Here is a 23723-nt window from a genome sequence, read left to right as displayed (position 1 = left end):
AGCAACTTCTGACATACACTCATTTTTTGATGTTTCGTCTGGATTTTAAATCGTCGCCACGTAAGTTTTTGCGTCTTATCAACCAAAAATGTTAAATTTAGGTAAATCCTAAATTTTCTGATAATGATGAAGGCGGAAGCAGCTTTGACAGAGACAGAGACCAAGTATCTAATGTTGATCTACAGAAAGCAGGTTGAGGGCTCATCGGATGTCAGTACCACAAGTATCGCAAAAATTTTCAAAGTTCGACCCGCCACGGTAACTGAAGTGTTGCGAAATCTTTCCAAGAAACGGTTACTTGTCCACCGGCCCTATCGAGGCGTCGAGTTGACTGAGGAAGGCAAACGAGAGGCCCGAAAGTTGCTAAGAAAACACCGCATCTTGGAGGTGCTCTTTGCGGATTTGTTAAAGTACGACCCCAAGAGCGCTTGTAAAGAGGCTTCTAAACTGGATTATCATGCCTCGATGGAACTGATTAATACCATCTGTCGCACCTATGGACACCCCACATCATGTCCCTGCAAGAAAACCATCTTCACCGACGTAAGATGTAAACGGGAGGGTTGAAATGATCGAGGTTCTCTGGATTCTTTTGGCTACATTTATCGTTAGCCTGATTTCATTCATCGGGGCGGCCACACTGGTGTTATCAGAAAATATGTTAAAGAAAATATTGCTGGCACAAATCGGGTTTGCTGCTGGGGCTATGATCGGCGGCGGTTTTCTCCACCTGTTGCCGGAAGCGATAGCTAGCGGAACCGCCAGTTTGGAAGATGTCTTCTTGATGGTGATCGTAGGTTTCGTGATTTTTTTTATCCTGGAGAAACTGCTCTGGCGGCACTGTCATGAGAGAGCGTGCCCGATACATACCTTCGCTTATCTAAACCTCATTGGTGATGGCGTGCACAATTTTATCGATGGCTTGATCATGGCGGCCAGTTTCGTCGTGAGCGTACCTCTCGGATTGACCGCCACCATCGCCATCGCTGCACACGAAATTCCGCAGGAGCTGGGAGATTTCGGCGTCTTGGTCTACGGCGGTCTCAGCTCTCGAAAGGCGCTGTTTTTGAATTTTGTGACTGCTTTGACGGCGGTGGCAGGAGGAATTCTGGGCTATTATTTGTTCCCCCACCATGAAATCGCGATGATGTTTTTGCTGCCCTTCGCCGCGGGCGGATTTCTCTACATCGCGGCCTCGGATCTGGTTCCCGAGCTGCACAAAGAGGCGAGCACCACCAGAACCTTGGTGGCCTTCTTCGCGTTTATAATCGGAATTGCTCTGATGTGGGCGCTCAAGATGTTGTGATTTCTTGGTAAATCCAATTGGTATCGGCAGTTACTTTTCTAAGGCGCAACCGAGGCATTTATTTGTCGCGAGTTCAAAAATGGGCTAAAGGAGAATGTGGCTGGTCGATTTATGGCAATTGTTTACGGTCCGGTTTCCTCTTGGCGACTGGGGAGATCACTGGGCGTGGATCCGATTTGTCAGAAAGGAAAAATTTGCTCCTTCGACTGCATCTACTGCTCTCTCGGACCCACAACCGAGAAGTCGGTCGAACGGAGGGTTTTTGTCACCGAAGACCAGGTCGCGCGCGCCCTCAAGCGGGCAGTTAATAAGGTTAGGGCCGATGTGGTGACCTTCTCTGGCACGGGTGAACCAACGCTGGCTCGGAACTTGGGGCAGCTTATAGATATAGCCCGAGAAATCTCGGGACTTCCGGTGGCGGTTCTGACCAATTCTTCGCTCAAAATCCGGAGGGAGGTAAGGGAAGATTTGGCCAAGGCAGATATCGTGAAAGGCAAGCTGGATGTTTCCGACGAGCAGTTACTTCAGGCGGTAAATCGGCCGCACTCGGGCATTTATTTCCACGAGATAGTTGAGGGTTTAAAGAAATTTCGCGCTGAGTTCAGGGGCAGGTTTCAGCTGGAGGTCATGTTAGTCCCGGAGAACATGAAATTTTCACGTGAAATTGCCAAAATCGCCAAGGAGATAAATCCCGATGAGGTCCAGTTAAATACTCCATTGAGACCCAGTCGGGTGAGACCGCTGACGCTGCAGGAACTGACGCGAGTTCAGGATGACTTTGTCGGGATGAACGTTCGCTCGGTTTACCTTGCCACCAAACCTCGCGTGGAAGTGAAGATTGGTAGAGGCAAGTTGAGATGGCTTAAGAGAGCGAAAGAATAAATAAACTTGTTCTCACGGACAATGACCCTGCTGATTGTTCTGGTAGAATTAAGTAGCACTGCCGGAAGACAAAATCTAAATTGTTAGGAGTCCAGAATAAATTGACCTTCATGAATTCTCATCCTTTGAGCACCGAGATTAAAAACAGCCTCGTTGCTGCGCAGAAGGAGGAGATCAACGGCCTTCACATTTACAAAAGGCTGTCGTCTTCGGCGAGGGACCAGAGGACTAAGGAGATATTGAGCCGGATGGCGGATGATGAGCTCAGACACTATAATTTCTGGAAGGACCACACGGGTCTCGAGGTGAAGCCAAACGGGCCGTTGGTCTGGTTTTATCTTTTTGTGTCCAGAATTTTCGGAATAACCTTTGGCCTGAAATTGATGGAAAAAAGCGAGGAGCGAGCGCAGGAAAACTATGAAAAGCTGTCAAAAATTATACCGGAGGCTGAGGAAATCCTAAGGGATGAGGAGGATCACGAGAAACAACTTATCGATTCAATTCACGAGGAAAGGCTTGAGTATGTTAGCTCCATGGTGCTGGGACTGAACGACGCTCTGGTGGAGCTAACTGGGGCACTGGCCGGGTTCAGCTTTGCCTTCGAGAACAGCCGCTATGTTGCCGTTGCGGGGTTGATCACGGGCATCGCTGCCTCCGTTTCTATGGCAACTTCCGAGTATCTGTCGACCAAGGCGGAGGACTCATCAAAACGTCCGGGTAAGGCCGCGCTTTACACAGGAGTAGCTTATCTGGCCACAGTCATGCTTTTGATAGCTCCGTTTCTCCTGTTTCAGGAAACACTCCTCTCACTGGGGTTGACAATACTGTTCGCCGTTTTCATTATATTTGTCTTCACCTACTACGTGTCAGTTGCTAGGGGATTTCCTTTTCTGCGGAGATTTGCCGAAATGGCGGCAATCAGCCTCGGGGTTGCCGCGCTGACGTTTCTAATCGGTGTTGGGGTTAGAATATTTCTAGGAATAGAGATTTGAGATTTCGAGAAATCGGTACAGCGGCAGATATTCCAACTTTCGAACGGACGCGTTTAGTATTTCCTATGGCCGCTGAATTGGTCAGAACCAAAGCTTTTTATATTTTGTGCTATAGAACATATTTCGGTGATGGAAATGTTCGGTCGGAAGGGATATCGGCGGTTCGGTGATTGGCCGGGACATGGTCCGTTCAGCTACTTGCCACCCTGGCAGCGGCCCGGTTGGCTCTACGGTCCGGGAGCCTGCTGGTGGCTCTACGCTCCGCGTCCACCCGCGATGGCATTGACTCCGGAAGAAGAAATCGACTATCTCAAAAACCATATGGAGAGATTGAAGCAAGAGCTGGAGCTCGTTCAGGAACGGATTAAACAGCTGGAAGAATCAAAATCCCGTGACACATATGGCCAAGGTTAAGGTGGCCATTGCTACCAAGGGACAGAAAGGGCTAGGAGACGAAGTTGCAGACCACTTTGCCAAGGCGGAGACATTCACCATAGCCACAGTCGAGGGGAAAAAGGTTCACTTGGAGATAATGAAAAATCCGGCGGCGGGACTTTCCCGGGGCAGGGGCCGGGTGGTTGTTCAGAAGCTGAAAGAGTTCGGTGTGGACGTGGTCGTGGCCGCCGAGATTGGGCTTGGGGCGCTATCGCTTCTTAAGGAGGAAAAGTTGAAGGTCGCCAAAGTTCATGTCGGAACAAAAGTCATCGATGTTATCCGGGACGAGCTATACAAGAAGCATTTTTCGGCCTGATTTCTTTACACAATCCAGCAAAATCCAGCCGCAGTATTTCAAGATTGGTGGGATTTTTTCAATAGCCTATAAAACCAGACGGGATTAATTCACTTGATTTTTTCGAGGATGATAGCCGGACAGATTTTTTTCACCCCTTCAATGGCACCGATTTTTTCGGAGAGGATTCTGGAGAGCTCCCTGCCGTCCCTGGCCCAGATTTCGGTCATTATCATATGGTCTCCCGTTGAGGTGGCCACGTATTTAGTCTCAGGCAGTTCCGCCAATTTTTGCGCGATTTCCAGCAGTTTATCCGGTGTGGCGTCGATGCCGACCACTGCCAAGGTGGAGAAGCCGATCTTTTCATGATCGACGACGATGGTGAATTTTTTTATCACTCCTTTCTCCTTCAGGGCAAGAACTCTTTTCCGGACCGTTGACTCGTTCAGCCTCAGCCTCCTGGCAATTTCCGTGAAGGATAGGCTGCCGTCGTTCTCCAGCATTTGCAGAATCTTCAGATCGAGCTCGTCCACCATGTTTTCATCCTGTTTAATAATAATTTGGGACATATAAATCCTTTTTTCGGACAAAAGTTTAATAAATCCGTAGATAAATTAACTCTTGGGGATTGGATGAAGAAAATGACCGAGAAAAATTTGAAAGAAGCTTTTGCGGGAGAAAGCCAGGCCCACATGAAGTACGCCATATTTGCCGAGAGGGCCGAGGAAGAGGGGCTTAAAAACGTGGCCAGACTTTTCCGGGCCATTTCCTACGCGGAACTGGTGCATGCAGCGAACCATCTGCGAACGCTCGGGCAGGTCGGAAGTTCAGCGGAAAATTTGCAGGCGGCGATTGACGGTGAGACATATGAGGTTGAGGAGATGTACCCGGCGTTTAAAGCCGTCGCCGATCTCCAGAACGAGCTGGGAGCGCAGCGGAGCATTAACTATGCGCTGCAGGCGGAGAAGGTGCATGCCGGGATGTACCAGCAGGCTAGGCAGAGCGTGCTGAGCGGCTCGGACATTGAAATCGGGACCATCTACATCTGCAAAAAATGCGGCTACACCGTTGAGGGTGAGGCGCCGAAGAGATGTCCCATATGCGGAGCCCCGGAGACAGAGTTTAAGGGGTTCTGAGACGGAGATAATTGATGGAGGTGTGGAGATGATGAAGTGGAAGTGTTTGGTTTGCGGCTACATTTACGACGGCGAGAATCCGCCGGAGAAGTGCCCCAACTGTGGCGCACCCAGGGAAAAATTTGAGAAGCTGCCGGATGATAAGGCGCAGCTGATCGAGAGGTCCAGATACACCAACGATCTGCATGTTTCGCTGCAGAAGCTGCTGAGCGAGGTCTTGGCGGTTGCGGAGAACGGAATCAGGGATAACCTTGACCCGAGGTGCTTGGAAATATTCACCCAAGCCAAGGAAATGGCATGGATGATAAGGCAGAGGTCCAGAACCGAGGTTCAGACCCACGTGGGCAAGGGCAAATGGGGATGAAAATACTGAATTTTTTTGACAGAAAAATGGGGAGGTGTAAAAAATGGAGGAAAGTTTGGAGGTAAAAACGCTGCCGCGACTGGGTGAGAAGGCGCCCGAGTTCGAGGCCGTGACCACGCAGGGAAAACTGAAGCTTTCGGATTTCAGGGGCAGCTGGCTCATCATGTTCTCCCATCCCGCCGATTTCACGCCCGTCTGTACCACCGAGTTCATCGCCTTCGCAAAGATTTACCCCGAGCTTCAAAAGAGGAACGTTCAGCTCTTGGGATTGAGCGTTGACAGCGTGACTTCCCACATCGCTTGGATAAGAAACATCGAGGAGAAGTTCGGTGTCAAGATACCGTTTCCCGTGATCGCCGACTTGGACAAGAAAGTTTCGCAGCTCTACGGTATGATCATGCCGGGAGAAAGCAAGACCGAGACTACCCGATGCGTCTTTGTGATCGACCCCAACGGGATCGTCCGGGCGATGATCTACTACCCGCTGACGACGGGGAGGAACACCGACGAGATCCTCAGGCTGATCGACGCCCTGCAGACCACTGATGAGTACCATGTCGCCACGCCAGCCAACTGGAGGCCCGGTGAGGACGTCATCGTTCCTCCTCCGGCCACCCAGGAGGCGGCCGAGGAAAGGCTGAAACAGGGCTACGACTGCAAGGACTGGTACTTCTGCAAAAAGAAGCTGGCGAGGTGAAGGCTTGGCCTGCATATCGCCGGATGGCAAGCCCACCGAGTCAGGCAGAAAAATACTCTTGGCCCTAGCCGAATCTCGCACCCCGGAGGAGGTCGCCAAGGAGACAAATCTCCCGCTGTTTCGGGTTAGGGCCGGCCTAAGGGAACTCGTGGAAGCCGGCCTGGTCCGCGAGGAGCAGGGAAAATACCTCCTGACCGATTCCGGAAGACGGGCAGCAGATTTGGGTTAAAAAGAGTTTGAAAAATTTCAGGAGGTGAGAAAATGGCTAAAGTGGCGCGGGAGATGGTGGAGAGATCAGGCGTCAATGTCGACGAGCTGGTCGAGTTGCTGGTGAAGAACGCAGCGGCAGAGCTGACGACTTATTACTACTACACAATTCTGCGGGTGAACTTGATCGGTCTGGAGGGGGAGGGAATCAAGGAGATTGCCGAAACGGCGAGAATTGAGGACCGTAACCACTTCGAGGCCTTGGTGCCGCGGATATATGAGCTGGGCGGAAAACTTCCGGAGAACATGAAGGACTTCCACGACTGCTCGGCCTGTCCTCCGGCGAGCTTGCCCCGGGATCCAACCGACATCAGGGCGATGTTGAAGGTGCTGGTCGAGGCGGAGAGATGTGCGGTAAGAGGCTACACACACATCTGCAATTTAACTGCGGGCAAAGATCATCGCACCTATGACCTTTCCCTGTCAATCCTGAACGAGGAGATCGAACATGAATCTTGGTTCTCGGAGTTCCTCGGCGAAGGGCCTTCCGGACACTACCTAAGGCGGGGAGAGACGTCACCGTTTGTGTCGAAGTTTCTGAAGTAGGTGGGGGTTATCTCTCCCCTTTTTATTTTTTAGAAGTTATCTATTGATGGTTACATGAGAAAGTTCAGTCGAGAGGAACTGGCCGTTTATGATGGCAGGGAGGGCAGACCGGCTTATGTCGCCTATCGGGGCAAGGTTTATGATGTCTCCTCCAGCTTTCTCTGGAAAGGTGGCAGGCACCAGGCCCGGCACAGGGCCGGCGAAGACCTGACCGAGGCAATGGGGAAGGCTCCGCATGGTGATGAACTTCTGGCGACGTTTCCGGTGGTGGGAATTCTTGTCGATGGTTAAATTTTATGCTTGAATAAACTGGCTGATGGCATGCTTGGTTTCTTTTATGATCTTCATCCCGTGATGCAGGCGTTTCTGGCCACCGTGTTTACCTGGGGCTTAACGGCGCTGGGAGCTTCTGGAGTTTTCTTTTTCAGGGCTTTCAACCGGAGGGTGATGGACGGCATGCTCGGATTTGCGGCTGGCATCATGATCGCGGCCAGCGTTTGGTCTCTGCTCATCCCGGCGATAGAAATGTCTGCGGAGGGAAGTTTTCCGGCCTGGTTGCCAGCCGCGGTCGGCTTTATCGCCGGCGGGGCTTTACTGCAGATTTTGGACAGAGCCCTGCCCCATCTGCATCTCGGCCTTCCCATGCGCGAGGCGGAGGGACCCAAGACGAGCCTGCAGAGAACCACTTTGCTCGTTTTGGCCATAACCCTCCACAACATCCCCGAGGGGCTCGCCGTGGGGGTCGCGTTCGGGGCGGTTACTGTGGGGTTGCCTTTCGCCACCCTCGCCGGGGCGACCGCGCTGGCTGTCGGCATCGGGATCCAGAACTTCCCGGAGGGGCTGGCGGTTTCCCTGCCGCTCAGGCGCGAGGGCATGTCCCGGTTGAGGAGCTTCTGGTACGGGCAGCTGTCCGCGGTCGTTGAGCCGGTCGCGGCCGTAATCGGGGCGGCGACGGTCATCTCGGCCCGTTCCATCATGCCTTATGCCCTAGCCTTTGCCGCCGGGGCGATGATCTTCGTCGTCATCGAGGAGCTGATTCCTGAATCGCAGACGGGGGGCAACCATGATTTGGCCACGATAGGCGCCATGCTGGGATTTGTGGTAATGATGATCCTCGATGTGGCCTTCGGTTAATAGGTCCAGGCGGAAAATCTAAAGGCTGAAAGATGGGAATTTAATTGCCGGCGAGCTGGTGGGCGACCGTCGGGCGCAAGCCTGAGGAAATTCCGTCCATCGGGCAGGTCCGCGGCCCCGCAAGGGTACGGCCGAGAGGTCGGGAAGATGGCACAGAAACGACACCCCACGACTCGCGCCATGATGCGGCAACGCTGAGGTCGTGTCGCTGGGGATGAAACGGCCATCACGCGGGATGCAAGGGCAAATTGCCGCCGATGAACGCCTGCCGGAGGCGGGTGGTAGCCCGCTTAGCTGAATGTCGCCTGAAAACAGAAGACGGGTTACGGCCAGCACGCCGGCGTTAATTTCTTTAATCAATACAGCGATGAACAATAAATGCAACACCACTTTCACGGCTCTCCCGAGCACATGGGCCACGGTCATGCCCACCACTTGTCGGACTTTAAGCGAAGATTTCTGGTCTCCCTAGTTCTAACCGTGCCAGTCCTGCTGCTTTCAGAAATGATCCAGATGTGGTTTGGCTTCACCCTCTCGATACCCTATCAGGGTTTGGTGCTGCTTCTCATCTCAGTTCCTATCTACATTTACGGTGGCTGGCCTTTTCTGTCCGGACTGGTTGATGAAATAAGGTCGCGTCAGCCCGGGATGATGACCCTCATCGGCATGGCGATTTCCGTGGCCTTTTTCTACTCGGCGGCCACGGTGCTTGGAGCTTTCGGAATGGACTTTTTCTGGGAACTCGCCACGCTGATCGATGTGATGTTACTCGGTCATTGGATCGAGGCGAAGAGCCTACTAGGGGCTTCGATGGCGCTGGAGGAGCTGGTCAGAATAATGCCCACAACCGCACATTTGGTTGAGGACGGTGGGTTGAGGGACGTCCCGGCCTCGGAGCTCCGGGCCGGACAGGTGGTGCTGGTTCGTCCCGGGGAGAGGATACCTTCCGATGGAATTGTGATTCAGGGCGCCTCTTCGGTAAACGAGTCCTTTTTAACCGGGGAGTCAGTCCCCGTGCCCAAGGGTGCCGGGGCGAGGGTCATCGGCGGCAGCATCAATGAGGAGGGGGCCTTAAAGGTGAGGGTGGAAAAGACGGGTGAGGCAACCTATCTGGCGCAGGTCATCAAGCTGGTGAAACAGGCGCAGGAGAGCCGATCTAGGACCCAAGATCTGGCTAACCGGGCCGCCGCGCTGCTTTTCTACGTGGCCCTCGGCGTCGGGATTTTGACCTACGTCGCTTGGTCGCTGGTTTCAGACCCGGGCTTTGCGATAGAACGCTCCGTTACTGTTATGGTGATTGCCTGCCCCCACGCTCTTGGTCTGGCCATACCACTCGTCGTGGCCATCTCCACCTCCATCACCGCTAGGAACGGGATTCTCATCAGGGATAGGAGGGCCTTTGAGGCGGTTAGAAATGTGGATGCGGTTGTTTTTGACAAGACGGGGACACTGACCGAGGGGAAGCTCGGCGTCACCGATGTTATCTCCTTCATTCCTGAGGAGGAACTTCTCAAGCTCACCGCCAGCATCGAGCTCAACTCCGAACACATGATAGCTAAGGCCATCGTCGAGCGCGCGCGGGAGGGCAATGTTGCCATCCCGCCCGCCGAGGATTTCAGGGCGATACCGGGCCGGGGCGCTAGGGGCAGGGTTCAGGGTAGGGAAGTTTACGTGGGCGGCCCCAACCTGCTGAAGGAGCTGAGGAAGGAGCCCTCTGATTCTAGGATAGAGGAACTTCAGAAAGGGGGAAAAACCATCGTCTTCACCCTGGTGGACGGGGAGCTGGCCGGGGCTTTTGCCCTCGCCGACAGGATTAGGGCCGAGTCCTTTGAGGCGGTCAGGCGGCTGAAGGAGATGGGCCTGAAGGTCTACATGATCACCGGAGACTCCGACGAGGTCGCCCGCTGGGTCGCCGAGGAACTCAAAATTGATGAGTACTTCGCCCAGGTGCTGCCCGAAGAAAAAGCGGAGAGGGTGAAGGCCTTGAGGGAGGCAGGACAGCGGGTGGCAATGGTGGGCGACGGGATCAACGACGCACCGGCTCTGGTCACGGCCGACGTCGGTATAGCCATCGGTGCCGGCACCGACGTGGCGATCGAGAGCGCGGACATAATTCTGGTGAGAAATGACCCTAGGGACGTGATCAAGGTCGTAGAAATTTCCCGCCGGACTTACTCCAAGATGGTGCAAAATCTCTGGTGGGCGGCGGGTTACAATGTCCTCACCATCCCCCTAGCCTCCGGGGTTCTTTCTGGTCTGGGGGTAGTTCTGAATCCCGCCGTTGGTGCCATAGTGATGTCGCTGAGCACGATCATTGTGGCGCTCAACGCTCAGACGCTGAGGAGGCACGGCCCGAAGGTTCCGAAGCTGGAGGCCGAAAGCCTGATGGTCAAAGACCCCGTCTGCGGGATGGAACTGCGTCCTGAAGAAGCCTTCAGCAAGCTGGAGCACCAAGGGGGGATCGTTTATTTCTGCTCCCGGGCCTGCGAGGAGAAGTTCCGGCAGGATCCTGAGAAGTACCTCTCTGCCATCGGAGGGGAGGGGTCGGCGGGACACGGGCATCATCATTGACGTTTTCGCCACCACCTCGAGTAAATACGCACGGTTTGACAAGTTGTTTGGTAAATCTCCTGAGGAAAAATTTTGAAAACAGTTATTATGCTAAGCTTCATGCTTTTGTGGTGATGGGTAGAACTGGAACGGGGTGAAGAGGTGCCTGACTTGGGGATAATCAGAAGCCCCGACGTGGAAAGAAAGAACAGAATTCCACCGGGGCAGCGGCTGGCCGATGAATGGCCGGTTCTCCACTATGGGAAGGTGCAGCGGATAGACCCCTCAAACTGGAGCCTCTCAGTTTTCGGACTGGTGGAGAGGGAGCTGAGATTGAACTATCAGGAGTTTATGTCCTTGCCTCGCGTGAGGGTCCTCTCCGATATCCACTGCGTCACAGGGTGGACGAGGCTGGACAACCTTTGGGAGGGCGTGAGCACGAGCCACTTGAAAAAGCTGGTCAGGATTCTTCCCGAGGCGAGGTTCGTCATAGTTCACGGGGCGGGAGGGTTCACCACCAATCTTCAGCTCAGCGATTTTTTTGAGCCCGACGTTTTTTTCGCGGTCAAACATGATGGCAAACCGCTGACCCCGGAGCACGGCTATCCGGTCAGGCTCGTTGTGCCCCGGCTGTACTTCTGGAAGAGCGCGAAGTGGGTGGTTGGGGTGGAGTTCATTGCCGAGGACAGGCCCGGCTTCTGGGAGAGCCACGGCTATCACAACCGCGGTGACCCCTGGAAGGAAGAGAGATACTCTGGTTGATTAAGATTTGAAAAAATTAACAGTTATATAATTCGGACTCGAGGTATTGCTGGTGATAGCCTGAAAAAACAGGAGAGTAATGATTTGGCTAAACAGGTCATGAAGCTGGCAGATTTGGTGGCCTATCAGGAGGGCTCCGTGGTCAGCCGGGAGATTATGAGGAAGAAAGCCGGGACGGTCACGCTGTTTTCCTTTGATAAGGGACAGGGCCTTAGCGAGCACACCGCGCCCTATGATGCCTTGGTGCAGATTATCGATGGCGAGGCCGAAATCACCATCTCCAAGAAGAAATATCACCTGAGTTCTGGTGAGGCCATACTGATGCCGGCCAACGAGCCGCATGCTCTATTTGCTTGCGAGCGGTTCAAGATGCTCCTGACGATGATTCGATCGGTTAAGTAAAATCGTTTCTGCGGCCACGATTTGGGAACCACTAGGTCCTGCAGAGGTTATTTGGTGATTCATCGTGGTGAAACCCAAACAGTTATAGCCTTGAATTTTAATGAAGTCTTGGTCGAGATCATGGGTAAGAAATGGGGCCATTACAAGCCGGGTGGCAGGAGCCAGCCCGTGCCCTGCGTCTACTGCGGCCGGATGACGCCGCGAATCAAGGCAGTCCCGGTCAGGCGGCATTACGGTATCGGTGACCTGCGGAACATCCCCGGGCTCGATCGAAGGCGCGTGTTTCTGCCGCACATGAAGGAATATGCCTGTATTTCCTGCGCCAAGCACCGCAAGTTGATTTAATTTTCGTCGATCTTGACCAGCCGATTTTCCCGCCGTTCCTATTTTTAGCGTACCATCTTGATTTTTCTCACAATTTCCCCTATTCTGGCACGCCGGTCTTTGGACTGTTCCACCAGCGTTCCGGTCACGATGATGTCGGCTCCGGCCCGGACGCGCTCCGCCGCCGCCTTGGGTGTTCTGATTCCCCCGCCGACGATTAAAATGACATCAGTCGCTTCTCGCACCGCTCGGACCATTTCAACCGGAACCGGTCTGTCGGCCCCCGAGCCCGCCTCCAGATACACCAGCCTCATCCCCAGATACTGGGCCGCCAGCGCGTAGGCGGCCGCGAGTTCTTTGTCCTCTCGCGGGATCAGCTCGGCCTTGCCCACGCGGCCAACAGCGCCTCCCGGCTCCACGACTAGGTAGGCCATGGGAATCGGCTCCAGCCCCAGCTTTTTGACGATGGGTGCCCCCAGCCGCTGGGCGCCGGCGAGGTAATAGACGTCGCGCGAGTTGAGCATGCTCATGAAGAAGATGGCATCGGCGTGGGCGCTGATGCCAGCCTCGTTGGCCGGGAAGAGAATGACCGGAAGGTCGGTGGTCTTCTTTATCGCGAGCACGGTGTCGTCGAGCAGCCCGCCGCCGGCGTGCGTTGAACCGCCGACCATGATTCCGTCGGTTCCGGCGGCGGCAGCATCCGCGGCCATTATTCCCGCTTTTTCCGGGGGCTGTTTTTCGGGGTCGATGAGCGTGAGATGAGCGGCGCCATGAAGTGAGATGATACGCCGCAGTCTCTCCTCTACCTTCATCCTCGTGGCTCCTTGCTCTTGGGCCTGAGACCGGAGTAGCCACACTTGCGGCACTTGGTAGCCTTGATTGGGTTATGGGCGTTGCACCTCATGCAGATTTTGGTGTTGAACAGGCGCCTCTCCGCGACTTCAAACCTTGCCATGTTTTCACCCCTTTTTCCTTACCTCCTTGAACACTTCAGGTATTTTATTGATTACGTCTGAGGCGAGGAACTCATAGCCCTTATCCTTCAGGCACAGATCGCCGGCCCTCCCGCAGACCCAAGCTCCGGCGGTGGCTGCCTGGAAAGGATCGACGCCTTGGGACAGGAAGGCGCCGACGATTCCGGAGAGGACATCTCCGGTGCCGCCGACGGTCATGCCGGGATTTCCGGTGTGGTTGAGCTTCAGCTCCCCCTTCGCCGAGGCGATGATGTCCACGTGCCCCTTAAGCAGGATGACGCATCCCAGTTTCCGCGCGGCCCTCTTGACCATCTGGATGCGGCCATCTAGATCGGCGGGCAAAGTTTGGCCGGTGAGCGTTTTGAACTCTCCGGCGTGGGGCGTCATCACCCAGGGCATTTTGTTGAGCAGGCTGGTTTCTCTGGCCAAGGCCTTGAAGGCGTCGGCGTCGAACAGCGCCGGGAGTCCGGGGTGGGTTTCCCGCAACAGTCGCGCCAGCCTGACCACGGCTTCGAGAGTTTCCGGCAGTGCCCCCAGACCGGGACCGACGACGACCGCCGTGGCGCTTTCCAGTTCTCGGGAAATCTCAGGCAACGTGGAAGGCTCCAGATCACGGCACTGGAGCTTGATTGTGATCAGGTCCGGCGAGAGCGAGTTGATGGTCCAAGCGGTTCTCTCCGGAGCCGCGATTATGGCGAGGTCAACGCCGCAACGCAGCGCGGCCAGCCCGACTAGAGCTGGGGCGCCCACGTAGCGGGAACTGCCGCCGATCACGAGCAACCTGCCGAAATCTCCCTTGTGGGCATCGGCCCTGCGTTGGGGTAAGATTGCGCCCACGTGTTTCCTTTCAACCCGGGATATTTTTTCCATAGTTACCAAAACTAAAGACGCGGGACCGGGGTTAAATAGTATGCTCAGGTGATGTTTATGGTTTTAAAAGGTGCCGGGGGCGGGAATTGAACCCGCGGCCTCGAGATTTCCTACATCATCCCGTAGTTCAGCACTCACAGCTGCGGTTGAAGCTATGAGTCTCGCGCTCTGACCAGCTGAGCTACCCCGGCTCATAGAGATTTTTCCTGTCAAATCCTTAAGCCTTTTTTGGTCCCGATTTTACCCTTTGGATTCAGCCTGTTTCAAGAACTTCAGGAAGCCCCTCCTGTCCCGCAAAACCGTACACCCGTCCTCATGGCCGGCGAAAATCACATCGGCGAGACCGGTGAAAATCCCATTGTCAATTACTCCAGGGAGGCTGTTGATCTTCTTTTCCAGTTTTGCCGCGTTGCTGATTCTCTTGAACCAGACCTCGACGAGATAATTGCCGTTGTCGGTCACGAAGGGGGCGCCGTCTTTGGTCTTGAGAAGTGGGCTGCCGAGCGCGGCCAGCTTTTTTATCGTGTAGTCCTTGGCGAAGGGCAGGACCTCGACCGGGACGGGAAAACGCTGTCCCAGCCTTCTGACCAGTTTGCTTTTGTCAACGATGATGGCCACCCTTCTCGCGGCCTCGGCGATGATTTTCTCCCGGGTATGCGCCCCGCCGTGTCCCTTGATCAGGTCGAAGTTAGGGTCCACCTCGTCGGCGCCATCGATGGTCAGGTCGAGCTGCTGGTGGTTCTCGAATCCGGTCAGCTTTAACCCCAAATCCCTGGCCAGCCTCTCGGACGACGACGAGGCGGCGATGTAGGTTGCGTCGGGTCGCAGTTCCGAGAGCGCCTCGATTAACTTGGCCACGGTGGTTCCGGAGCCTAGGCCCACCACCATGCCGTCTCGGACAAGCTTGGCCGCTTCTCGCGCCGCCGCCGCTTTCCAGCTCTCGGTGTCCACGCAAATCAGAATTAACTGTTTTTCGGTGCCTTAAAGATTTAAGTAGAAAATGACAATATGAAATCGGTGGCACGATGAAGCGGGTGATTCCGGTCAGCGAGGCCATGAGGACTGAAGTTTTGACGGTGCCCCGGGGAACCAATGTGGCTCGGGCCGCCAAGCTGATGGCGAGCAAGGACGTCGGCAGCATCGTGGTGGTTGATGGAAAGAAGCCCGTTGGTATTCTGACCGAGAAGGACCTTTTGATGAAGGTCGTTAGCGAGGACCTCAAGCCGAGCAAGATTCGGGTGGGGAAGATAATGTCGGCCCCCCTGATCACAATCGGCCCCGACGCCGACATCGTTGAAGCCGCCAAGATCATGGCCAGCAACAAGATCCGCCGGCTTCCTGTGGTTAAAAACGGAAAGCTGGTCGGCATCGTTACCTCGTCGGATATCACCGCGATATCTCCGGCGCTCTCCGAGCTGATGGCCCATCCGGAAAGAATTCCGGAGGAACGCGTGGATCAGAGCGTCTGCGAGAACTGCGGCGAGGTCACCACCGATCTCTATGAAGTTAATGGCATGTGGGTGTGTGAAAATTGTCGTGATTCGATGGGCGAGTAGATGGTTTAATGGCATGCCGTGAAGTGCTCAGCGGCGTGAAAGTTGAAGATGTGATGAAGCCCTGCAGCATATTTGTGGCCCCCAACGATCTGGTCACCAAGGCACGGGCGGTGATGCGTTCAACCGGACTTAAGAGCCTGCCGGTCATCGATGCTGGGAGACTTTCCGGGATTGTGACGATCAAGGAGGTCCTGCAGGTGACCTCGACCCGCTCCAACATTGCCGTTTCCGGGATTATGTCCCCCTACAGGCTGGTGGCCACCCCAGAGATGTCGCTCGTTAATCTGGCGAGGCAGATGGTCGGGCATGAGGTCTCCGACGTTCCCGTGGTGAAGGGACCGAACGACATGACGGTGGTCGGCCTGGTAAGACTCGACGATGTCTTGGCCCAGATTTCCGGGAGAATTTCCCCGGAAAGACGGGTGGGAGAAGTAATGGTTACGGATGTGGTTACCTGCGAGCCCGAGGATGAGATCTCCAAGATCTGGGACCTGATGGAGAAAACAAACTGCTCCGGCCTGCCCGTGGTCAGGTATGATAAGCGGCGGAGGTCAAGACAGGTGCTGGGGATGATCACCCGCTCCGACATAATCAGGTCGGGGACTGTCCGCCTCTCGGAGGAGTCGGACAAAGGCCGTTTCAAGTCGCCGCCGCGCGTGAAATCGGTGATGAGAACGCCGGCCATCGTGGTCTCCCCTCAAACCCCTCTTCCCGCAGCCATCGATCTGATGCTGGAGAAAAAAATTGGCCGGCTGGCGGTGGTTTCGGAGGGAGATCTGGTGGGCATTTTGAGCCGTTCGGATATCGTCAGGTTTGCCTGCGGGTGAAAGCATGCGGAGGATGCCCCACTATAAATCTCTGGACCGAGGCCCCGTCGACTTCAAGTCTCGCGTACACCGCAAGGAGGGCGACATAATGACCATAGCCAAGAAGCCGGTGGTCTCGGTGACCCAGACGATGAGAATAAAAAATGCGGTCGACCTGATGGTGAAGGAGGGGATAAGAAGGCTGCCGGTGACCGAACCCGGGAGCAAGAGGCTGGTGGGCGTGGTCAGGACCAGGGACATCCTAGAATTTCTTGGCGGCGGGGAGAAGTTCAACATCATCAAGGTAAAGTTCGGCGGTAACTTTCTGGCGGCGATCAATGAGCCGGTGAGGGTGGTCATGGAGAGGGACCTGACCTACGGGACCAGCCGCATGTCGATAACCGAGGTTGCCCGGCTCATCCTCGACAAAGGTGTCGGCGGGGTCCCGATACTGGACGATGACGGGAAAATAGTCGGAATCGTCTCGGAGCACGATTTTCTCCGGTTCGTCCCGGAGGAGACCGGGGCCAAGGTGAGCTACTACATGTCCCGCCACGTCGTTACCGCTGAATCTTCCTTCAGGATCCTGGACGCCGCGCGCACCATAGTGTCCCGCGGTTTTCGCCGGCTTCCCGTCCTGAGCGGCGGCAGGCTGGTGGGCATCGTGACGAGCATGGACATCCTGCGTTACCTCAGCTCCAACAGAATCTTTGACCACCTGAGCTCGGAAAGGTTTGAGGACGCGATGTCCATCAGCGTCGGGGAAATCATGACGCGCGAGGTCGTTAAAGCCGCCCCGGAGATGGACGTGGGTGAGGCCGCCGGAATCATGCACCAGCGGGGCTGCGGCGGATTGCCCGTCGTCTCCGGTGAGGAACTGTTGGGGATAATTACCGAGCACGACCTGATGAGGTTGTTGCTTTGAAGGTCCGGGAGCTGATGAGCGCGCCGGTGCTGGTGGTGAAGCCGACCGACACGCTGGCCCACGCGAAACGGTTGATGCTGAGGGGAAAGGTGAAACGGCTGGTGGTGATGGAGCGGGGCAGGGTCGTTGGGCTGCTGACCGTCCGCGACATCGTTTCCCGGCTCAGGGCGGGTTCACCGTCCTGGCGCCTGCGCACCTGGGATAACGGGCTGGTCTCCCGCGTCATGAGCAGGGAGGTCCACGCGGTTTCTCCGGGCACCGATGTCAACAAGGCCGTGGTCATGATGCTCGATAGGGATGTCAGCAGCCTGGTGGTGCTGGATGGCGAGCGGTTGGTCGGGATTCTGACCAAGACCGATGTGGTGAGACATTTTTCAGGGCTGCTGGGGAAGAGGTTTAAGGTGAGGGAGCTGATGAGCAGGGACGTGGTCACGGTCAACCGCCGACAATCGGTGGCGCGCATCGTTGAGATGATGGAGGAGTGCAACGTCCGGAGCGTGGTGGTGACCGAGGGGAAGAAGCCCGTGGGGGTGATAATGGACAGGGACCTAGCCTTCGCCCAGCTCGAGCATCCGGAGAAGGGGGTGAGGGAGAGGGAGGTCAGGTACACGAGAAAGGTGGAGCGGGGCGGCAGACCGCGGGGCCGATATGTTAAATATGTGGCGCTGCTTACTGCAGATGATATTATGCGCAGGGACCCAGTGACGGTTTACCCGGACGCCGACGCCGCTGAGGCCGCGGCGCTGATGATGGAGAGCGGGATGAGCGGCATACCGGTGGTGGAGGGTGAGGAGCTGGTCGGCATCGTGACCAAGACCGACCTGCTCAGAGGAATCCGCAGGGCGGGGTTTGAATGAGGGCCAGCCAGATAATGAGTTCACCCGTGATTGCCCTGGACAAGGACCGGTCACTGGCCGATGCCATCGATTGCATGAGGCGGGCGCAGATCTCCAGGATCGTTGCCGTCGAGGGCGACCGCGTGGTGGGGATGCTGACCGAGAAGGACATCGCCCGGGAACTGGGATCGCTGCACGCCTACCGGCTGCCCCCCAGCCGGCTGCACATCTCTAGCGTCATGACCCCCGATCCCATCAGCGTGGCCCCGGATGTCACGGCGAAGAGGGCCGCCGAGCTGATGCTGGACCATGACATCAGCGGGCTGCCCGTGCTCGAGGGGGGAAAGCTGGTGGGCATCGTGACCAAGATGGATTTCGCCAAGGTCTGCATGGAGTACGACGATGTCTATGTGGGGCAGGTCATGCGGGCCAGCCCCCTCACCGTTTCGCCCGCCGACAGGGTGATCCACGCGCGGAAGCTTCTTCTCGAGGAGGAGATACTGGCCCTGCCTGTGGTGGAGAACCGGGCCTTGGTCGGGATTGTGACGACGAGGGACGTGGCCATGAAGCTGGCGGCGTTTCAGGAGGTGGTCCCGGACAAGTACAAGAGCGAGCGCATCAGGAACCTTCTGGTGGGGGACATCATGACGCAGCCGCCGACGACGGTCAGGACCGACACCAGGCTCCCCGAGGCGGCGAAGCTCATGCTGGAGAAGCGGTTTTCCGCCCTGCCGGTTCTGAACCTCGACGGTGAACTGGTCGGACTGCTGACCAAGACCGAACTCACCGAGCTGGCGCGCGAAAGGCTTTAGTTGGGGATTCAATAGTTTTCTTGGGCGGCCGTGGTCCAGCTTGGTTAAGACTCAGGCTTCCCGAGCCTGCTACGCGGGTTCGAATCCCGCCGGCCGCACCATACATCAATAGATTTGAGTTTGAAGTGTTGCTAAAATTGGCATCCGGAAATTTCGCCAAAAAGTTTATGGCGGTTTGAGTACTAACCTGGACTCAGCCTGGCTTGGGATAATTTCATAAAACTTGAAACACCTTTCCTCTTTGTTTACGGTGGGTCGTCCTTATACCTGTGGCCAGCCTATTTATATCCAGAGGTTTTTTGTTTGTCGTATTGTCGTGAGTGTGGCGCTAGAGTTGACAGCGGAGCAAAGTTCTGCCCGGAGTGCGGTGCCAAGATTTTCGTCGGACCGTCGTTTAGAACACCACCTTCAGGTTTGACGGGTCCGAAGTTCGAAAGCCGATCGGAGGCCCCGGTGGCACGCCAGACGTCGACCGGGAGACCAAAGGCGAAAAGTAGACCTTTGCCGTACACGATTCTTTTGATATTGATTGTGGCCATGGTGGCCACGGCAGCATTGGCTTCGATGGAGGGGCAAATTCCACCACCGACGACGAGCAGCACAAACACGACAACGACCGCGCAAACGACGAGCCCAACTACCACAACCGCCATATCGACGCGCCCGTTCGACGACAGGGTTGACGGAGTAATCCCCTATGGCGGCGGTTATCCGGTGGTCACCGAGATCTCCTATGTCGCCAAGGACGGGACTACCATCACCGGCGTGGAGGCCTACTCCGGCCTGGTCGTCATTTTGACGAAAAAGGGCACCAAGAATGCGACGGTGGTGGCCGGGGTAGAATACCTCGGCGGGGAGCTGGTCCTCGGAGTGCCCGTCTGCGGCTACTATTGGGCACGCGTTACCACGGGGGAAGAAGCCGGCTTCATCAGCAACCTGTGGGATGAATCTTGGGTGGATGATGCTTTCCCCTGCACACCGATCGACTTGGCCCAGAAAGGAATAACTTATGTGGATGCCGAGCAGACCAGTGGCTGGTTTTGGGATGCCTACGATTCGGGTGCCCTCGACAGCAACCAAGTAATCATCGATGCTTGGTCCAACGACGGTTCCACCCACCACGGCACCAACGTTTCCGATATCGCCAGCGGCTGCACGTCATCGGCCACGGCCAAGTCCGAGGTCGACGTTTATTACCAGCCCAACGGCACGGAAAAGGGGTACATCAATGGAGGTTCCATCGTTCCCGCAATCGCCTTGACCATGATCAACGCCAAGGACGCCGACCGGGTGACAGCGATTAACCTTTCTTTGGGTTACAGGGACGGCCTCGCTGATGGCAGCGACCGGCACGGCGTCGAGAGCGCTGACGTCACGAAGATCCAAACGGGGGAGTACCAGTTCCTCGCGGGAATCCTCCACGGGATGGAGGTCATGGGCCAGCCCTACCTCGATCACATTCTAATATCCATCGCGGCCGGGAACATGGGCGTCGACCTCACGGGGCAGCTGGCCGATTTGAGGGAAAAATACCCCAACGCTTGGGACCACGTGATTATCGCTGGTGGCTTGGACGGCAATAACGAGCGCATCCGGGCCTTTAACACCAGCGAGAACCCGGACGATATAATCTATGCCCAGATGCCCGCAGGCCTGAACGGCACCTCTTTCGCCGCTCCGCAGTTCACCTGCCTGGCCACGGCGTTGGCCGGGGAGCGTCCGGACCTGTCAAGCTGGGAAATCAAGAAAGCCATCCTCGAGGCGGCCCCGGTTATCGGCACCTATCGGACCAAGCCCACGCTGGCGGCTGCGCTGGCCAAGGCCAACGAGCTCTTCCCAAGGGATGCACCGACACCCGATATCTCCGGGACATGGTCGGGGACCTACACCTCGGTCGGAAAAAATCCTCGCACGCCGTGGAGCTACAATGACGGCGGAGAGCTAACTTGGGATATCAAGTCCGTCAGCGACGGCTATTTCTCCGGAACCGTGAGCATAACTGGCGTTCAGCTGCGCTGGGATTCATCAGGTGAAGTTGCGGGTTACACCTCCTGTTCTGGGACAGTTTCCGGGAGAATTTATGGGAACACGCTCAAGGGCACCTATTCATACTACGTGGAAGAGACCGGTAGCACGTCCACATGGAACTTTACGGCGACCTTGGGCGGAAACACGATCGGTTGCGAGCAATCCTACGTAAGCGGAACCTCTTTGTCGTTTTCTCTGATAAGCCAGGGGAATCCATAGGCGGCCGGGATCGTCTCAGGTCCTGCGCTTTCTCGGCTTCAGGTCGGCGCCGCATTCGGTGCAGAACTTTGCCTCTGCGGGAACCCGCGCGTTGCATTTGGGGCAGATTGCCAGCGCCCGTGTCGGCTCCGGCGCGGTGGCAGCTTCTGGTTCGGGCTCCGGAGTTGCAGTCGGTTTCTGGCGAGGTAGCGCTCTCCTTCTTCGGGTCGACGCTATCGCGCCCAAGATCGCCATGATTACTATCACCACGACGAAGGGCAGCATCTCCGTCAGCTCCGTGGGAATCGAGGGTCCGGTTGGGGTGGTTTCCTGCGGCGTGGTGGTGTAGGTGGTAGTGGTTTGGGGATACTGCCAGTTCACCAGCCCGTTCTCGGCCATCCTGGACCAGACGTGGTAGCCTACGCCGCTCTCCTTGGCAGCGCGGTAGGTGTAGGTTTCCTGGGGGTTGAGAAATATTATCTCACTGGAGACATCAGACCATTCCGACCAAGTCCCGTCCTGCCAGAGGCAACTTCTGATGAGGACGTTGTCCAAGAAGGGTATGGGCGAGATGTTGGTGAGGTTGAAGTTCAGCTCGTTGCCCGCTTCACCCAGCGCCAGCGCTACCGGGGTGACCTTGTTGACGACTTCCCAGCCGGTGAGGACGATGCTGTACTTGACGCCCGAGGCCGTTATCCCGGAGCCAGGTGGAACATCCTGGTACCAGTAGTGCCAGCCCTCTTCACGGGTCTTGGCAGTGATGATCTTGCGCACGTCGCCGATGTCTCCCCAGGTGGGGTCCACCGTTAGCCATCCGTAGTTCGGAATCCAGACCTCGACCCAGGCGTGGCTCGTCGCGCTCTGGATCTCTTGGTAGAGGTCCTTTTCCTCACTCCTCAAGCCATATCCCAAAACACTCCGTGCCGGAAGGCCCACAGCCCGGCAGAAGCCTAGGAACAGGTTGGCGTAGTCGGTGCAGACGCCGGAGCGAACCATCAGCATTTCATTGTCGGTCAGGTCGGAGATCTTGGCTCCGGAAAGCCTCGCCGCCCACTTGGCCTCGTCGTAGGTGACATTTTTCTTGATCCAATCGACGAACTTGGCGATGATTTTCGGGACATCGTTGCCGGCCTCGCCCACCAGCTGCAGCGCTTGGTTGGCCACCTCGGCGGAAACGGTGACGTATTCGTCGGGCTGGAGGTATTGCGCCACCTCCTCGTCCACCGCGGTCGGCAGGGGCTGGTGCGGCACGGCGGCGGTGTTTGTCAGATCCACGGTGACCACGAAGGTGCCGGTGAAGATGTTGTTGGTATAAATGGTTGTCGTCTCGATGACCCAGACGTCCCTGCCGTTGATGGTCTGGATGCTGCCCTGATCCAGCGTCGCCTGGACCTTCTGACGGTCGGAGGATATCGGGATGTCGTATATTTCCACGCGGATGGAAGTCCTGCCCGGATAGTAGGTTCCTTGGTAAGGCAGCTGGATTTGGTACCGCAGCGTGTACTCAGCGGTGAGCGACAGGCCCTCTTCGGCGGCCGCCACGGGAGGCGCCGTCGATCCCACCAGCACGGCGATGAGCGTTAAACAGATTAAGGTGACCAGTACTTTTTTCATTAAAATCTCCTTTTTTATAAGGCACCTGCGGCGGTATAAAATTTTGGCAAGGCGGGTTTCCCCTCGGCTATTTCTTGGGCTTCAGGCGGGTCCCGCATTCCGGGCAGAATTTAGAGTCCAGCGGAATCCTTTCGTGGCACTCGGGACAAATGGCGAGGATCAGCGCCGCCTCGGGCTTCTTTTCACCCTCCTTGATGATTACCGCTTGACCCTTGGCGGTGAGGACCTTCCAGGCCGTCAGCGTGAGCTTCTGTCGCTTGTATTCCACATTGATTACGGCGTTCGCCCCCATCTTCAGGGCCTTCTCCCTCAGCTTCTGGTTCACTTCGTCCAGCGTTGGTTCCGGTGAGAGGGCTGTGGCGGCGTGGACCCTAGCTTGGACGGGCCCGATGACATCGAAGGGTAACGCAGGAGCTTCAGGGTAGATTTTTATTTTTGATAGCGCGGATGAGTCTTTCGTTTCAATCCCAATCAATGTTCTTCGGCACGTTTATAACTTGGACGGTTAGAAATTTTCGACCTATTCGTCAGATAGCATCTCATTTTTCCCATTTTTGGCCACAGCAGTTTTCCCGGGGTCAGCTGTTGGAGGAGCGGCGTCTTGGAGTTTGAAACCACATTTGGAAACCGCTGAAGACATATAAGTTAAAAAATTGATTTTTTTGTGGGACACGATGGACCTCACGTTTATCGTTGAAGTCGTGGTCTTGGCGGTGGAAATTTTGGTGATCGCGTTGGTCCTGGTCCATTTCCACAGGCTGGAGAGAAATACCGAGGCGGTAAACCGTATCATCAAGAGGCTAGACGATCACATCAACGAACTTGACCACGATTATGAACGCATTGAAAAGTGCGTTTACCGGTTGTGCGAGGCCGAATCAAAGATATACGACTATCTGAGGAAGCAACGAAAAACATCCCAACGGGACTGATTTCGAGAAGGTCTGGGCCGCGCGAGAGATCGGTTAATAATCCCCTCAGATAATAAATTAATGATGTCCGGCGGCCTTCA

General features: G+C 56.0%; 31 protein-coding genes, 2 tRNA genes, 1 other RNA gene and 1 pseudogene. 27 read left to right on the top strand and 8 right to left on the bottom strand.

Translation table 11 applies throughout. From position 1 onward, the window contains the following. Nucleotides 1-126: 126 nt before the first annotated feature. The 6 genes from ACP5PX_RS00250 (at nt 127) to ACP5PX_RS00225 (ending at nt 3931) form a co-directional block, all read left to right on the top strand. The gene (locus tag ACP5PX_RS00250) at nt 127-567 is read left to right on the top strand and encodes a metal-dependent transcriptional regulator (RefSeq protein WP_428082799.1); all 441 of its coding nucleotides are present in this window, start codon (nt 127-129) and stop codon (nt 565-567) included. Between the two features lies 1 nt (nt 568). Then, complete coding sequence (locus ACP5PX_RS00245; protein ID WP_428082797.1) at nt 569-1306, top strand: ZIP family metal transporter; 738 nt, start codon at nt 569-571, stop codon at nt 1304-1306. 111 nt (nt 1307-1417) lie between these two features. Beyond that, nucleotides 1418-2188, top strand: a complete 771-nt coding sequence (locus ACP5PX_RS00240; RefSeq protein WP_428082795.1) for a radical SAM protein — start codon at nt 1418-1420, stop codon at nt 2186-2188. A 110-nt stretch (nt 2189-2298) separates the two neighbouring features. After that, nucleotides 2299-3180 (top strand): VIT1/CCC1 transporter family protein, encoded by an 882-nt coding sequence (locus ACP5PX_RS00235; RefSeq protein WP_428082793.1) that lies wholly within the window; start codon nt 2299-2301, stop codon nt 3178-3180. Nucleotides 3181-3309: 129 nt separating this feature from the next. Then, the gene (locus tag ACP5PX_RS00230) at nt 3310-3594 is read left to right on the top strand and encodes a hypothetical protein (RefSeq protein ID WP_428082791.1); all 285 of its coding nucleotides are present in this window, start codon (nt 3310-3312) and stop codon (nt 3592-3594) included. Further along, on the top strand, nt 3581-3931 hold the full coding sequence (locus ACP5PX_RS00225; RefSeq protein ID WP_428082789.1) for a NifB/NifX family molybdenum-iron cluster-binding protein: 351 nt from the start codon (nt 3581-3583) through the stop codon (nt 3929-3931). Before ACP5PX_RS00230 ends, ACP5PX_RS00225 begins: the two co-directional genes overlap by 14 nt. Nucleotides 3932-4020: 89 nt before the next feature. Here the strand turns inward: ACP5PX_RS00225 and ACP5PX_RS00220 are convergent, their stop codons facing one another. Further along, complete coding sequence (locus ACP5PX_RS00220; protein WP_428082963.1) at nt 4021-4443, bottom strand: winged helix-turn-helix transcriptional regulator; 423 nt, start codon at nt 4441-4443, stop codon at nt 4021-4023. A 99-nt stretch (nt 4444-4542) separates the two neighbouring features. Here ACP5PX_RS00220 and ACP5PX_RS00215 point away from each other — a divergent pair, with 99 nt between their 5' ends. The 12 genes from ACP5PX_RS00215 to ACP5PX_RS00160 all read left to right on the top strand — a co-directional run bounded on the left by ACP5PX_RS00215 (nt 4543) and on the right by ACP5PX_RS00160 (nt 12113). Further along, entirely contained in the window at nt 4543-5046 is a 504-nt protein-coding gene (locus ACP5PX_RS00215) for a rubrerythrin family protein (protein ID WP_428082787.1), read from the top strand. Nucleotides 5047-5074: 28 nt separating this feature from the next. Further along, nucleotides 5075-5410: a rubredoxin-like domain-containing protein gene (locus ACP5PX_RS00210; protein ID WP_428082785.1), complete on the top strand. Its 336-nt coding sequence runs from the start codon at nt 5075-5077 to the stop codon at nt 5408-5410. Between the two features lie 43 nt (nt 5411-5453). Continuing rightward, on the top strand, nt 5454-6107 hold the full coding sequence (locus ACP5PX_RS00205; protein ID WP_428082783.1) for a peroxiredoxin: 654 nt from the start codon (nt 5454-5456) through the stop codon (nt 6105-6107). A 4-nt stretch (nt 6108-6111) separates the two neighbouring features. Continuing rightward, nucleotides 6112-6336, top strand: a complete 225-nt coding sequence (locus tag ACP5PX_RS00200) for a hypothetical protein (RefSeq protein WP_428082781.1) — start codon at nt 6112-6114, stop codon at nt 6334-6336. A 32-nt stretch (nt 6337-6368) separates the two neighbouring features. Next, nucleotides 6369-6920 (top strand): DNA protection during starvation protein, encoded by a 552-nt coding sequence (dps, locus tag ACP5PX_RS00195; RefSeq protein ID WP_428082779.1) that lies wholly within the window; start codon nt 6369-6371, stop codon nt 6918-6920. A gap of 54 nt (nt 6921-6974) precedes the next feature. Continuing rightward, nucleotides 6975-7211 (top strand): cytochrome b5 domain-containing protein, encoded by a 237-nt coding sequence (locus ACP5PX_RS00190; protein WP_428082777.1) that lies wholly within the window; start codon nt 6975-6977, stop codon nt 7209-7211. Nucleotides 7212-7241: 30 nt separating this feature from the next. Next, complete coding sequence (locus tag ACP5PX_RS00185) at nt 7242-8054, top strand: ZIP family metal transporter (RefSeq protein WP_428082775.1); 813 nt, start codon at nt 7242-7244, stop codon at nt 8052-8054. A 50-nt stretch (nt 8055-8104) separates the two neighbouring features. Then, an RNA gene (rnpB, locus tag ACP5PX_RS00180) (RNase P RNA component) lies at nt 8105-8392 on the top strand. Nucleotides 8393-8432: 40 nt separating this feature from the next. Next, nucleotides 8433-10625: a copper-translocating P-type ATPase gene (locus ACP5PX_RS00175; RefSeq protein WP_428082773.1), complete on the top strand. Its 2193-nt coding sequence runs from the start codon at nt 8433-8435 to the stop codon at nt 10623-10625. 141 nt (nt 10626-10766) lie between these two features. Further along, complete coding sequence (locus ACP5PX_RS00170) at nt 10767-11366, top strand: sulfite oxidase-like oxidoreductase (protein ID WP_428082771.1); 600 nt, start codon at nt 10767-10769, stop codon at nt 11364-11366. A 99-nt stretch (nt 11367-11465) separates the two neighbouring features. Beyond that, nucleotides 11466-11768 carry a cupin domain-containing protein gene (locus tag ACP5PX_RS00165; RefSeq protein ID WP_428082961.1) on the top strand — a complete coding sequence of 101 codons (303 nt, stop codon included), beginning with the start codon at nt 11466-11468 and terminating at the stop codon, nt 11766-11768. A 90-nt stretch (nt 11769-11858) separates the two neighbouring features. Continuing rightward, a complete protein-coding gene (locus ACP5PX_RS00160; RefSeq protein WP_428082769.1) occupies nt 11859-12113 on the top strand; it encodes a hypothetical protein in 255 nt (84 codons plus the stop codon). A 44-nt stretch (nt 12114-12157) separates the two neighbouring features. Here the strand turns inward: ACP5PX_RS00160 and ACP5PX_RS00155 are convergent, their stop codons facing one another. From ACP5PX_RS00155 to rpiA, 5 genes are all read right to left on the bottom strand, one after another. Beyond that, nucleotides 12158-12904, bottom strand: coding sequence for a geranylgeranylglyceryl/heptaprenylglyceryl phosphate synthase (locus tag ACP5PX_RS00155; RefSeq protein ID WP_428082767.1), 747 nt, complete (start codon nt 12902-12904; stop codon nt 12158-12160). After that, nucleotides 12901-13047, bottom strand: a complete 147-nt coding sequence (locus tag ACP5PX_RS00150; RefSeq protein ID WP_428082765.1) for a 50S ribosomal protein L40e — start codon at nt 13045-13047, stop codon at nt 12901-12903. Before ACP5PX_RS00150 ends, ACP5PX_RS00155 begins: the two co-directional genes overlap by 4 nt. 4 nt (nt 13048-13051) lie before the next feature. Then, nucleotides 13052-13936, bottom strand: coding sequence for an NAD(P)H-hydrate dehydratase (locus tag ACP5PX_RS00145; RefSeq protein WP_428082763.1), 885 nt, complete (start codon nt 13934-13936; stop codon nt 13052-13054). A 71-nt stretch (nt 13937-14007) separates the two neighbouring features. Beyond that, a tRNA-Met gene (locus tag ACP5PX_RS00140) sits at nt 14008-14127 on the bottom strand. A 49-nt stretch (nt 14128-14176) separates the two neighbouring features. After that, on the bottom strand, nt 14177-14887 hold the full coding sequence (gene rpiA, locus ACP5PX_RS00135) for a ribose-5-phosphate isomerase RpiA (protein WP_428082761.1): 711 nt from the start codon (nt 14885-14887) through the stop codon (nt 14177-14179). 74 nt (nt 14888-14961) lie between these two features. Here rpiA and ACP5PX_RS00130 point away from each other — a divergent pair, with 74 nt between their 5' ends. The 8 genes and pseudogenes from ACP5PX_RS00130 to ACP5PX_RS00095 all read left to right on the top strand — a co-directional run bounded on the left by ACP5PX_RS00130 (nt 14962) and on the right by ACP5PX_RS00095 (nt 21118). Further along, a complete protein-coding gene (locus ACP5PX_RS00130) occupies nt 14962-15492 on the top strand; it encodes a CBS domain-containing protein (protein ID WP_428082759.1) in 531 nt (176 codons plus the stop codon). Between the two features lie 8 nt (nt 15493-15500). Further along, nucleotides 15501-16319 carry a CBS domain-containing protein gene (locus ACP5PX_RS00125; protein WP_428082757.1) on the top strand — a complete coding sequence of 273 codons (819 nt, stop codon included), beginning with the start codon at nt 15501-15503 and terminating at the stop codon, nt 16317-16319. Between the two features lie 4 nt (nt 16320-16323). Further along, entirely contained in the window at nt 16324-17223 is a 900-nt protein-coding gene (locus ACP5PX_RS00120) for a CBS domain-containing protein (RefSeq protein WP_428082755.1), read from the top strand. Next, the gene (locus ACP5PX_RS00115) at nt 17220-18080 is read left to right on the top strand and encodes a CBS domain-containing protein (RefSeq protein ID WP_428082753.1); all 861 of its coding nucleotides are present in this window, start codon (nt 17220-17222) and stop codon (nt 18078-18080) included. The genes ACP5PX_RS00120 and ACP5PX_RS00115 overlap by 4 nt, the downstream gene beginning before the upstream one ends. Further along, nucleotides 18077-18871 (top strand): CBS domain-containing protein, encoded by a 795-nt coding sequence (locus ACP5PX_RS00110; RefSeq protein ID WP_428082751.1) that lies wholly within the window; start codon nt 18077-18079, stop codon nt 18869-18871. The genes ACP5PX_RS00115 and ACP5PX_RS00110 overlap by 4 nt, the downstream gene beginning before the upstream one ends. Nucleotides 18872-18895: 24 nt before the next feature. Further along, nucleotides 18896-18972 (top strand) — tRNA-Gly (locus ACP5PX_RS00105). Nucleotides 18973-19174: 202 nt separating this feature from the next. Further along, nucleotides 19175-19240: pseudogene (locus ACP5PX_RS00100) on the top strand (zinc-ribbon domain-containing protein); the annotation flags it as partial. Nucleotides 19241-19372: 132 nt separating this feature from the next. Next, a complete protein-coding gene (locus ACP5PX_RS00095) occupies nt 19373-21118 on the top strand; it encodes a S8/S53 family peptidase (protein WP_428082959.1) in 1746 nt (581 codons plus the stop codon). Nucleotides 21119-21133: 15 nt separating this feature from the next. On the opposite strand, the gene ACP5PX_RS00090 is transcribed toward ACP5PX_RS00095, so the two are convergent. Then, entirely contained in the window at nt 21134-22711 is a 1578-nt protein-coding gene (locus ACP5PX_RS00090; protein ID WP_428082749.1) for a transglutaminase domain-containing protein, read from the bottom strand. Nucleotides 22712-22778: 67 nt separating this feature from the next. Continuing rightward, a complete protein-coding gene (locus tag ACP5PX_RS00085) occupies nt 22779-23186 on the bottom strand; it encodes a zinc-ribbon domain-containing protein (RefSeq protein ID WP_428082747.1) in 408 nt (135 codons plus the stop codon). Nucleotides 23187-23385: 199 nt separating this feature from the next. Here ACP5PX_RS00085 and ACP5PX_RS00080 point away from each other — a divergent pair, with 199 nt between their 5' ends. Beyond that, the gene (locus ACP5PX_RS00080; protein ID WP_428082746.1) at nt 23386-23643 is read left to right on the top strand and encodes a hypothetical protein; all 258 of its coding nucleotides are present in this window, start codon (nt 23386-23388) and stop codon (nt 23641-23643) included. The last annotated feature ends 80 nt before the right edge of the window (nt 23644-23723 follow it).

Source organism: Hadarchaeum sp. (SeqCode) (assembly GCF_049969415.1).
Taxonomy (GTDB): Archaea; Hadarchaeota; Hadarchaeia; order Hadarchaeales; family Hadarchaeaceae; genus Hadarchaeum.
Note: the sequence above shows the minus strand (reverse complement) of the source record. Positions and strands in the feature narration are given on the sequence as shown.

Bases quoted from the DNA above. Each gene is read 5' to 3' on its own strand.
- ACP5PX_RS00150 (WP_428082765.1), bottom strand. From the start codon at position 13,047: ATGGCAAGGTTTGAAGTCGCGGAGAGGCGCCTGTTCAACACCAAAATC.
- ACP5PX_RS00120 (WP_428082755.1), top strand. From the start codon at position 16,324: ATGCGGAGGATGCCCCACTATAAATCTCTGGACCGAGGCCCCGTCGAC.
- dps (WP_428082779.1), top strand. From the start codon at position 6,369: ATGGCTAAAGTGGCGCGGGAGATGGTGGAGAGATCAGGCGTCAATGTC.
- ACP5PX_RS00190 (WP_428082777.1), top strand. From the start codon at position 6,975: ATGAGAAAGTTCAGTCGAGAGGAACTGGCCGTTTATGATGGCAGGGAG.
- ACP5PX_RS00175 (WP_428082773.1), top strand. From the start codon at position 8,433: ATGCAACACCACTTTCACGGCTCTCCCGAGCACATGGGCCACGGTCAT.
- ACP5PX_RS00090 (WP_428082749.1), bottom strand. From the start codon at position 22,711: ATGAAAAAAGTACTGGTCACCTTAATCTGTTTAACGCTCATCGCCGTG.
- ACP5PX_RS00250 (WP_428082799.1), top strand. From the start codon at position 127: ATGAAGGCGGAAGCAGCTTTGACAGAGACAGAGACCAAGTATCTAATG.
- ACP5PX_RS00125 (WP_428082757.1), top strand. From the start codon at position 15,501: ATGGCATGCCGTGAAGTGCTCAGCGGCGTGAAAGTTGAAGATGTGATG.
- ACP5PX_RS00240 (WP_428082795.1), top strand. From the start codon at position 1,418: ATGGCAATTGTTTACGGTCCGGTTTCCTCTTGGCGACTGGGGAGATCA.
- ACP5PX_RS00205 (WP_428082783.1), top strand. From the start codon at position 5,454: ATGGAGGAAAGTTTGGAGGTAAAAACGCTGCCGCGACTGGGTGAGAAG.
- ACP5PX_RS00130 (WP_428082759.1), top strand. From the start codon at position 14,962: ATGAAGCGGGTGATTCCGGTCAGCGAGGCCATGAGGACTGAAGTTTTG.
- ACP5PX_RS00145 (WP_428082763.1), bottom strand. From the start codon at position 13,936: ATGGAAAAAATATCCCGGGTTGAAAGGAAACACGTGGGCGCAATCTTA.
- ACP5PX_RS00080 (WP_428082746.1), top strand. From the start codon at position 23,386: ATGGACCTCACGTTTATCGTTGAAGTCGTGGTCTTGGCGGTGGAAATT.
- ACP5PX_RS00185 (WP_428082775.1), top strand. From the start codon at position 7,242: ATGCTTGGTTTCTTTTATGATCTTCATCCCGTGATGCAGGCGTTTCTG.
- ACP5PX_RS00155 (WP_428082767.1), bottom strand. From the start codon at position 12,904: ATGAAGGTAGAGGAGAGACTGCGGCGTATCATCTCACTTCATGGCGCC.
- ACP5PX_RS00165 (WP_428082961.1), top strand. From the start codon at position 11,466: ATGAAGCTGGCAGATTTGGTGGCCTATCAGGAGGGCTCCGTGGTCAGC.
- ACP5PX_RS00225 (WP_428082789.1), top strand. From the start codon at position 3,581: ATGGCCAAGGTTAAGGTGGCCATTGCTACCAAGGGACAGAAAGGGCTA.
- ACP5PX_RS00235 (WP_428082793.1), top strand. From the start codon at position 2,299: ATGAATTCTCATCCTTTGAGCACCGAGATTAAAAACAGCCTCGTTGCT.
- ACP5PX_RS00245 (WP_428082797.1), top strand. From the start codon at position 569: ATGATCGAGGTTCTCTGGATTCTTTTGGCTACATTTATCGTTAGCCTG.
- ACP5PX_RS00230 (WP_428082791.1), top strand. From the start codon at position 3,310: ATGGAAATGTTCGGTCGGAAGGGATATCGGCGGTTCGGTGATTGGCCG.
- ACP5PX_RS00215 (WP_428082787.1), top strand. From the start codon at position 4,543: ATGAAGAAAATGACCGAGAAAAATTTGAAAGAAGCTTTTGCGGGAGAA.
- ACP5PX_RS00110 (WP_428082751.1), top strand. From the start codon at position 18,077: ATGAGGGCCAGCCAGATAATGAGTTCACCCGTGATTGCCCTGGACAAG.
- ACP5PX_RS00210 (WP_428082785.1), top strand. From the start codon at position 5,075: ATGATGAAGTGGAAGTGTTTGGTTTGCGGCTACATTTACGACGGCGAG.